A 9,245-nucleotide genomic window follows, 5' to 3' on the forward strand; every position below is an offset into this window, starting at 1 on the left:
CGACCGGCGCCGAGTCGGTGTTCGCCGCCGCGCCACCGGCCGGGTTCGACGCCGCGTCGGCGGCTTCGGCGTCGTGTCCGCCCGGATTCGACGTTTTGGCAGCCGAATCCGCGTTGCTCCCCGGCGGAACCGCCGAGGCCGCGGGGACGTCACCGCCCTCGGCGTCGTCGGCGTCCTCGCCGTCCTCGTCGACGAAGTCGCCGGCCGTCCAGTCGGGGCCGAAGTACTTCGTCCAGACGACCAGGAGCGTCGGCAACACCAGCACGGCCGCGAGGAACGCGTAGATGATGGTGAGGCCGGTGATGATCCCGAACTGCTGGAGCGGCGGCAGGATGGCGAACGCGAGCACGCCGAACCCGCCGACGGTGGTCGCGGCGCTCCCGAGGAGCGCGCCACCGGTGCCGGTGGTCGCGGTGTGCATCGCATCCCACACCGAGTCGCTGCGCTCCAGTTCCTGCATGTAGCGCTCGCTGACGTGGATGCTGTACGCCACCCCGAGCCCGACAGTGAGGCTCGTGATCATCCCCGTGAGTACGTTGAAGGGGATGTCCATCACCCACATCGTCCCGAGAATCCAGGCGACGCTCAACACGACCGGCAGCAGGGTGACCGCGCCCAGCGTCGCGCTCCCGTCAGTGATGCGGTAGGTGAACATCAGGAACGCGAACACAGAGACGAGCGTGATGAGCAGGCTCTGGATGACGGTCTCCAGGAGCTGGTCCTGAACGATCTTGTTCAGGATGGCGCTGCCCGTGGCCGTGGCCTCGACGCCGTCGCCGGACGCAGCGTCTGCGACGGCGCGCATCTGCGTCGTGATCTCGTCGCCGGACGCGCCGCCGTCGACGGAGACGACGAGGCGGAGCGCTTCGACGGTGCCGTCGTCGGTCCGGTAGACGTACTCGCCGGCGCGGTCCGGCGCCACGTCGAAGAACGCGTCGTACACCGCCTCGACGTCCTGGTCGGGGACGCCGTCGCCGTCAGTGTCCGCAGCGGTGAACGTCGCGTTGAACGACTCGTTGGTCCTGGCAGTCTGCTGCATCGCGGCCAGCGGCCCGTCGATAGCGGGCTCGTCGTTCGAGAGGATCTTCGTGACGTCCTTCTCGGCGGCGGTGTCGCGGGCCGCCTGCACGCGCTCGAGCGTGCCGTCACCCCGCACGTCGCCTTCGAGCAGAATCTGGGCCTGCGAGTCCTCGCGGACGAACCGGTCGTTGACGTACCGCAGGTTCTCCTTCGCGGTGTACGTGCCGGGCGCGAACGGCTCCGGCAGGTCTTTCATCCACTCGTCGGGGTCCTCGGCGAGGAAGTCCTCCTGGTTGAACGACGTGTCGACCTGGGTCGCGCCGTACGCGCCCGACGCGGTCACCAGCAGCGTCAACACGAGCACGACGACCGGCGCCTTCCGTGCGGCCGTCGACCCGACGGACAGCACCTGGCTGAACCGGCCGCCGCCCGTACCGAACGCGCGCTTCCGGCGGTCCCAGCCGAAGCCCTCGAGGAACGAGTCTAGTTCCACCTTGATCGCGGGAATCAGGACGCCGAACACGAGCAGCGCGGCAACGATACCGAAACTGGAGACGATACCGAACTCCCGGATCGGCGGCACCGGACTGGAGAGGTTCGACAGGAACCCGATGACCGTGGTCGCGGTCACCCACACGAGCGCGATCCCGACGCCCGACAGCGCGATACGCATCGAGCCCCGGGAGTCACTGGGCCGGTCGTTGTGGTCTGTCGCGCCCAGGCGCTCCTCCCTGTGGCGCATGAAGATGTGGATCGCGTAGTCGATGGACAGCCCGATGAGCAACACGGGCACGGCGATGAAGATCTGGTTGAACGCGATGTCCGCCCAGCCCATGAAGCCGAACGTCCACGCCAGCACCGCGCCGATGCCGAACAGCCCGAGGAGGATGTCCAGCACGTCGCGGTACGCGACGGCCAGCGCCACCAGCACGAACAGAATCGCCAGCGGCCCGACGATGAGCAGGCTGTCGGTCATCGACGCGTTGATCTCGTCGGTGATGATGCCGCCGCCGAACACGAGGTAGTCCTGCTGGCGGTCCTCGCCGAGGGACTGCATCGCGAGTTGCGCGTCGACGATGCTGTCGTCGGTGACCTGGCCGCCGCCGGGGATCTCGCTGTCGGTTTGCTGGGTCACCACGAGCATCGTCGCTTCGGCCGTCGTCGAGCCGGGTTCGTAGCTGGACGGCATCAGCCCGAACACCGAGCGGCCGCTATCGCCGCCGTTCCCGCCTGCGCGGTCGGCGGAGAGCACGGTCCCGACGAGGTCCTCGACCTCGGACTCGCTCAGAGACCGGAGCGCTTCGAGTTGCTCGTCGAGGGTGGCGTCGCTGGCGTTCTCGAACGCCGCGCGCTGCGTCTCGATTTCGCCGCCGAGTTCGCGGAGTTGCTCGGCCTGCGCTTCGAGGTCGTCGGCGCGCTCGTCCAGCGCCTGGAACTCGTCGGCGAGCACGCCGCGCGTCCCGAGTCGGTACGCGGCCTCGACCTCGGGCTCACTGGTCGCGCTCCGGAGGTCGCTGGCGGCCTGTTCGAACGTCGCGTAGTGGCTGTCTCCGAGTTCCACCGTCGAGTTCGCGCGGACCCGCTCGAAGGCGGCGTCCACGCTCGCGTTCGGGTTCTCGCGGAGGTGCGTCAGCTCCCCGCGGAGCAGGTCGACGGTCTGGTTGAGTTCGTCGCTGCGCGCCCCGATTGCGCGACGCTCCGATTGCACCGACTGGTTCAGCGCTTCGAACTCCTGGACGGTCGCCTCCAGTTCGCGGCCGCGTTCCTGCTGGATGGACCCGATGGCGACGACGTTCGCCACGCCGGTGATCGAGTTCTCGTCGCTGAGCGTGTCGTTGACGGTCTGGTTGTCGTACAGCGCCCGTTCGTACTCCAGGGTCTCGACCAGCGAGTCCTTCGAGAGGATGTTGCCGTCGCGAACGACGATCTGTGCGGTCGTGGTGTTATCGTCGCCGGCCTGGAAGTTCTGGTCGATGTAGTCGAGTTTCTCCGACTCGTCGCTCTCGGACTGGAACTGGTCTAGCGACGAGGACTGCTCGACCATCGGCGCGCCGGCGCCGACGATCACCGTCAACACGAGCATGACGGCGATGGCCGCCTTGCTGTGTTTCGTGACGAATCCTGCGAGTGCGCCGATTCTACTCACCGCTGCCACCTCGCTATTGCTGTTGGTAGGAACATACTGACAATCTTGCTTGCCTCGGATTCAGGGGTAGATTCGTATAAAGCCAGCGATAGGAGCGGGCAGGGTAGCCTACTCCTCACCATCCCCATCCCCATCCCCGTCCCCATCCGCTTCCTCCAACCTATCCCCACCCCCATCCACTCCATCGAACCCATTCCCATCCGCCCCACATCCTGAATCCACGGATGTCGATTCACTCGCCGACGGCTGGCCGCAGCGTCAACACAGAACGAGGACGTCCGCCGGACGTCAGTCCAGTCGCTCGGCGTACTCGTAGTCCGCGGGATAGCCGTCGGTGCGGCGTCGTCGATGGTGATTCGCCAGCCGTCCAGGGTCGCCGGGTCCTCGATGGCCGCGCGCAGCGTCGCCCGGACGTCGTCCACGTCGACGCCGTAGTAGTCGCCCGGCACGCCGTCGAGATACTGGAGCGCCGTCCGGAACAGGCTCCGCATCCCGTCGTCGTTCCCGGACTGCCGCCGCTCTCCCGAGGCTGTCTGGGCGTCGCCGTCGTAGTGCTTGAGGGCGCCCGCGGCCACCTGCACCATCCCGTGGAGGAACGCCGACTCCGTCGTGCCGCTGCCGTAGTTGTACCACTCGTCCTCGAAGCAATCGTGGGACTCGTGGAACTCGCCGCTGTTGAACAGGCGCACGCCGTGCTCCGTCGCGCGGCGCAACGTCGCGTGCTCCCACACCCGCCGGTCCGCGAGCCAGCCAGTCGGATTCCCGAGCGGCGGTGCGACGCTCGCGTCGCGCGTGTGTTCGTCCATCACGTGCTAATTGCGGTTCGCGGGCCGTAACCCCGTCGGTCGACGAGTCGGAACGCCAGCCACTTCGCCACTGCCAGCTGACTGCGACGCCACCGACACCACCCCTCCACCCCACGACGCCACCGACACCCGCAACGACAACCCCTTTCAATACAGGGCCGCTACAGAGCGTCAATGCGAGTCGAACAGTTAGGGGACGGCGAACCCGAGGTTGCCGTCGTCGGGAGCGTTCACGGCGACGAACCCTGTGGCGCACACGCCGTCGACCGCCTCCTCGGCGAGGACCCGGACGTCGTCGAACCGGTGAAACTCGTCGTGGCGAACGAGCGCGCGCTCGACGCCGGCGTCCGGTACGTCGACGCCGACCTCAATCGGTCCATCGGCGAAGCCACCCCGGAGAACGCCCACGAGCGAGCGCTCGCCCGCCGCCTCGCCGACGAAATCCAGGGCTGTACGGTGCTGTCGCTGCACTCCACGCAGTCCCACGCCGACCCGTTCGCCATCACGTCGGGCCTGGACGACAGCGTCGCCAGCGTCGTCCGCGCGCTCCCCGTGGTCGCGGTCGTGGACACTCCCGAGTTCGGCGAAGGCCGCCTGTTCGCGTCGGACGCCGACATCGTGGAAGCGGAGGCCGGCCTCCAGGGCACGGACACCGCCGCGGAGAACGCCTACCGCCTCGCACGCGAGTTCCTCACTGCCGTCGGCGCGCTCCCCGGGGACGCCGTCGAACGCGAAGTCCCCGTTTTCGAGATGGGCGACGCGATTCCGAAACCGCCCGCCGACGAGTACGAGGTGTTCGTCGAGAACTTCGAGCGCGTGGAGGCCGGCGAGACGTTCGCCGCGGCGGACGGCGAGGAACTCGTCGCCGACGACCCCTTCTGGCCGGTGTTGCTGTCGCCGTACGGCTACCCTGGCCAGTTCGGCTACCGCGGCGAACGCCGCGGGGTCCTCGGCGACGTCGAAGCGACGCTGTAAGCACCGCGTCGACCAGCCGAGTTACTCCACGACGGTGAACGTGTACGTTCCGGTGACGGTCTCGTCGGTGTGGCCGTCAGTCACCTCGAAGTGGAGTTCGTACTCCCCTGGCAGCCACTCGTCGGAGGGAATGACCCGGTCGGCGACGTAGTACGTGTCGAGGTCGGTCTCGGGGTCGAACATGTTCGAGAGCGGGATGTCCGCCTGCGACCAGATGTCCCCCTCCGGACCCGTCAGCGTCTCGAATATCGAGAGGTCGGTGGTGAGCGCGTTCGACGTTTCCTCGTACGCGAACCCCTGGATCTCGTAGTAGTACCAGACGGTCTCGGTTGGTTCGTACTCTGGCGGGGAGCGCTCGTCGTAGTCCCGGTAGCCTCGTGCCTCAGACTCCGTGAACGCGAACTCGCCGAAGCCGAAGTCGCCGGTCGTGTACTCGAGCCCCGACTCGACCTCGAACTCGATCGACTCCGTGGCCGTATTGCCGGCGACGGTGTCGGTGACCTCCAGTTCGAGGGTGTGCGTTCCCGCCTCGAACTCCGTGGGCGGGGAGTAATTGACCGAGAGGAAGACCGTCGAGAGGTCCGATCCCTCCGGTATCGTCCTGCTGGCCGTGTCCTCGACGGTACCCAGGTTCTCGCCGTCCGGGTCGGTGACGCTGACCGAGAAGTCGTACTCGAACCGGATTTCGCCCTCGCCGGCGGATTCGGTGCCGACTGTCGAGGGCTCGAAGTAGACCCAGATGACGTCTCCCGGCTCGTAGGTGTCCTCCGGTTGTTCGGTGTACTGCTGGTAGCCAGCCGGCGCCTCCGCACAGAGGACCGGGTTCTGGATATCGAGCGCGGTGGGCTGTGCTGCGGTGGTCGTCGTCGGTGCGGTCGTCGTTTCGGTTTCCTCGGATGGACCGCCACCGTCGCCCGTGCAGCCCGCCAGTGCGGCCATCGCGCCAGTTCCAGTGACCAGAAGCGAGCGCCTGGTTAGCGGCCTCATATGTATAAATTTATAGATCCGAGTCATAAACTGCCGCTGCGATTCTAAGAATCTTGTAAACGACGCCGCGAAAGCCGCCCCGATTCATCCCGACCGCCAATATTTTGGAGGGCTGATATATTCCCGCCGTACCGCCTCGAACGCCCTGTGCTAACTGGTAGCACCGTAGCAGTGACGACTGGAACAGAACCGGCGCGTCGTCCGGCTCACTCCTCGCCGGGTTCGAACTCCACGAGCGTCAGATCCCGGTTCAGCGCGCAGTAGTCGTGTGGCGGGTCCCCGAGAATCTCCCGAATCTGGTACTCCTCGTCGAAGTCCGCACCTGCGGGCTCGCAGTACTCGTGGCTCGGACACTCCGTGTGCGGACACGGCCCCGCGAGTTTGCCCTTGCTCCCCGCGTACGCGCCCTTCGACGGCACGTTCGCCGTCACGGGCGCGGGCTCGACGTCCACCGCGACGACGCCCTCGTCGTGAACCGCGCAATCCAGCACCTGGCCGCCCTCCCGGACCTCACTGACCTCGTAGCGGACGCCTTCCTCGAGGTTCAGACACTGCTGCCGGTACGGACACCCCGCACAGTCCGACGACTCGCCCCGGTAGACGAACTCCGTGCCGGGTTCGGCGAGCCGCGACCCCAGCAGCGTGATACTCATGCCCGGACGTTCGACGCGCGTCCGGTTAAGCGTCCCGCCAGCAGGATTCGATTGATCGTTTTGTGCTGAGAGGAACGCAGTCCACGACGCGTTCCAAGCTCCCTCGGTCTCGCCAACCACCCGTTTCGGAGAGGCGGGGACGCATCTGCTAGCGGTTCGTTTCTCACAATCGCTGGAAACGCGGGTCACCCATCACGACGGAGGACCACGCGCGGTCCACTGGTGGTTCTGGCAGTTCCGTCATATTTTCCAGTCGTGGTGCGAGATACGCGGCGCGAACGCAGCGTCCCGAATCCGTAGGCACGCGATTGGCCCAATCGTAATGGATGTTCATGCCCGGGTGCAGACGGATTCCACTTCGAGGTGGTTGCGACGCGACGCCACCGTTCGTTGAGGCGATTCTGGCGAATCCATCCGCTGCAGTTAGCGGCTCAGTGTCTGGTCACGCCGCTATTCTGCGCTGTCCGAACGCGACCGTCTCACGCCTGCGAGGACGATTCGTTCACTAGTCGAACGCCCTTCGCGCCCGCTTCCGCAACAAACCGACGTGTAGCCCCGTCAGCACCCATCACTATGGAGACGCACGAGCACGCCGCTCCGTTCTCAACCATTGCGCGACGGGAAAACAGCCTGTCAGTAGAATCATCATCGTGAGAACCGATAACAACGTATGGGTACCGAGATGCACCAGCAATGGGAATACAGGGCACTCGAACCGCCGAAAGGACTGACCAAGCGAGAGGCGGTCGATCCGACAGAGGAACTCAACCGCCTCGGTGCAGACGGCTGGGAACTCACAGAGAGTATCAGTTACGACGGCGGCGGCACGAAACTACTGCTGTTCAAACGCCCAGTCGCCCATGAGTGACCTCTCGACCGACAACACGCTACGTGAGCGGACGGACGTCAACGAGTACTGGTTCTGGTTGCTGCTCGGGGCCAACCGGTGGGTCGTCGCCGGTGGGCTCGCTTTCCTGCTCTTCCTCGTGTTCATGATCTGGGGCGTGATGAAGCCGGTGTCGTTGCACTCGACCATGCAGTCGAGCGACATGGTCGAGACGGTATTCGCCGGTCTCGTCGGCGCGATCATTACGGGAACGACGCTCGTCGTCACGATCAATCAGCTCGTTCTCTCCCAGGAAATCGGTTCGCTCGGGAGCCAGCGTAGTCGGATGGACGTGACGATGGACTTCCGCCAGAACACCGACACCCTCCTCGGGATGATGACGCCCGCCGACCCTGCGGCCTACCTCCACGCGCTCATCGAAACGAGCGAACAGCGAGCAAAGACGCTGCGAGACACACTCTCCGAGACTGAAAACCAGGAGCTCTACGAGAAGGTCGACGAGTACGTCACCGACCTGTTGGAGAACGCCGACCACGCACTCGACCACCTCGAAGACAGCGATTTCGGCACCTTCGACGTCCTGTCGCCCGCCCTCGACTACAACTACGATCAGAAGATGCACGACGTTCGTCGGCTCGGGATGGAGTACGACGATTCCCTCACCGACGAGGAGCGAAGCGCGTTCAGAACGTTGCTCGAAGCGCTCACGATGTACGGGCCAGTCCGCGAGTACATCAAGGATCTCTACATCCAGTGGGCGCTGGTGAAACTCTCGCGAGCCATCCTGTACGCCGCAGTGATTTCACTCACCGTCGCTGGGGGGATGGTCGTCTTCGTCGACCCGACAACGTTCCCCGGCACCTTCCTCGGCGTCGAGAGCGTTCTCTGGGTCGTTAGCGCCGCGTTCGCCGTCTCAGCGCTGCCATTTCTCCTGTTCACATCCTACATCTTGCGGCTCGCGACGCTCGCCAAACAGACGCTCTCGATGGGGCCGCTCATGCTGAGCTAACCGCCTCCCGGATTCAACCGCGTTCTACGCAGGCCGTCCACGTAGCCCGCGGCGGGCGTTCGGGAAGGTTTCGTGTTACGCCCCAGTCAGGGCGTCGAGTTCGTCGAGGTAGTCCTCGCGGGGAATCTGGTAGGCGCCGCGGTAGTCGACGTCGCCGGCGGCGAAGCGTTCCGCGAGGTCGCGTGCGCCGTCCTCCGCGGCGTCGCGGGTCTCGAACCCCGCGTCGGCGCTCTTCACGCGGACCTCGGGTTCGAGGCGCAGCGACACGAACCATCCCGACGGGTTCGACCCGGCGCGGCGCTTGCGCTCGGTGGGCGGGCGCTGGGTGACCCGAATCGTCGGGAGGCAGGGCGCGGGGAACTGCTGGGTGTCGAAGACGTCGGGCCTGTAGACGAGAATCGTCGTGCCCTCGTCGTCGTTCCACACCCGCCAGCCGTCCGGGAGGTCGCGCTCGCTCATACCGGAGTGTACGCTCGAGCGACGTAAGGGGTGACGGTTCAGGCCCGGTGCTCGCAGTTCCGGCGTGTGACAACTGACGACCACCGGCTCCCGATCGGTGAAAGTGAAACGGCGTCTGACGAATCGCTGACGTGGCGATTGCGGCCGCGTGACGCCTAGATTCGGCCGTTCGCCGCCCTGCACTCGCAAGTTTCACTTTCACTGTGCACCTGCCGGTGGCTTATCCGGCGTGTCGATTTGGTCTCGCGTATGACCGCACCAGACGCGCTGCCCGACCTCGACCCGGGCGTGACGCTCCTGCACAGCAGCGACCGCGGCACGGTCGCGGCGCTCGCGCTCGCCG

7 protein-coding genes and 1 pseudogene are annotated in these 9,245 nt (G+C 66.0%); 3 read left to right on the forward strand and 5 right to left on the reverse strand.

From position 1 onward, the window contains the following. A partial coding sequence (locus tag GRX66_RS13270; protein WP_325064109.1) for an efflux RND transporter permease subunit occupies positions 1–3,166 on the reverse strand: 3,166 nt, incomplete at its 3' end. Between the two features lie 288 nt (positions 3,167–3,454). After that, positions 3,455–3,972: pseudogene (locus GRX66_RS13275) on the reverse strand (DUF309 domain-containing protein). Positions 3,973–4,146: 174 nt separating this feature from the next. On the opposite strand from GRX66_RS13275, the gene GRX66_RS13280 reads away from it, so the two are divergent. Then, on the forward strand, positions 4,147–4,947 hold the full coding sequence (locus GRX66_RS13280) for a succinylglutamate desuccinylase/aspartoacylase domain-containing protein (protein WP_159526995.1): 801 nt from the start codon (positions 4,147–4,149) through the stop codon (positions 4,945–4,947). A 21-nt stretch (positions 4,948–4,968) separates the two neighbouring features. Here GRX66_RS13280 and GRX66_RS13285 read toward each other — a convergent pair whose 3' ends face one another. Further along, positions 4,969–5,934 carry a hypothetical protein gene (locus GRX66_RS13285; protein WP_159526996.1) on the reverse strand — a complete coding sequence of 322 codons (966 nt, stop codon included), beginning with the start codon at positions 5,932–5,934 and terminating at the stop codon, positions 4,969–4,971. Positions 5,935–6,140: 206 nt separating this feature from the next. Continuing rightward, entirely contained in the window at positions 6,141–6,587 is a 447-nt protein-coding gene (locus GRX66_RS13290; RefSeq protein WP_159526997.1) for a UPF0179 family protein, read from the reverse strand. A gap of 670 nt (positions 6,588–7,257) precedes the next feature. On the opposite strand from GRX66_RS13290, the gene GRX66_RS13295 reads away from it, so the two are divergent. Together GRX66_RS13295 and GRX66_RS13300 are read left to right on the forward strand one after the other, a co-directional pair. Continuing rightward, positions 7,258–7,455, forward strand: coding sequence for a DUF4177 domain-containing protein (locus tag GRX66_RS13295; RefSeq protein ID WP_233745520.1), 198 nt, complete (start codon positions 7,258–7,260; stop codon positions 7,453–7,455). After that, positions 7,448–8,443: a hypothetical protein gene (locus GRX66_RS13300; RefSeq protein WP_159526998.1), complete on the forward strand. Its 996-nt coding sequence runs from the start codon at positions 7,448–7,450 to the stop codon at positions 8,441–8,443. The genes GRX66_RS13295 and GRX66_RS13300 overlap by 8 nt, the downstream gene beginning before the upstream one ends. A gap of 75 nt (positions 8,444–8,518) precedes the next feature. On the opposite strand, the gene GRX66_RS13305 is transcribed toward GRX66_RS13300, so the two are convergent. Further along, positions 8,519–8,902, reverse strand: a complete 384-nt coding sequence (locus GRX66_RS13305) for a DUF5820 family protein (protein ID WP_159526999.1) — start codon at positions 8,900–8,902, stop codon at positions 8,519–8,521. Positions 8,903–9,245 lie beyond the last annotated feature (343 nt).

The sequence above is a fragment of the Halobacterium bonnevillei genome, assembly GCF_009831555.1.
Lineage (GTDB): Archaea > Halobacteriota > Halobacteria > Halobacteriales > Halobacteriaceae > Halobacterium > Halobacterium bonnevillei.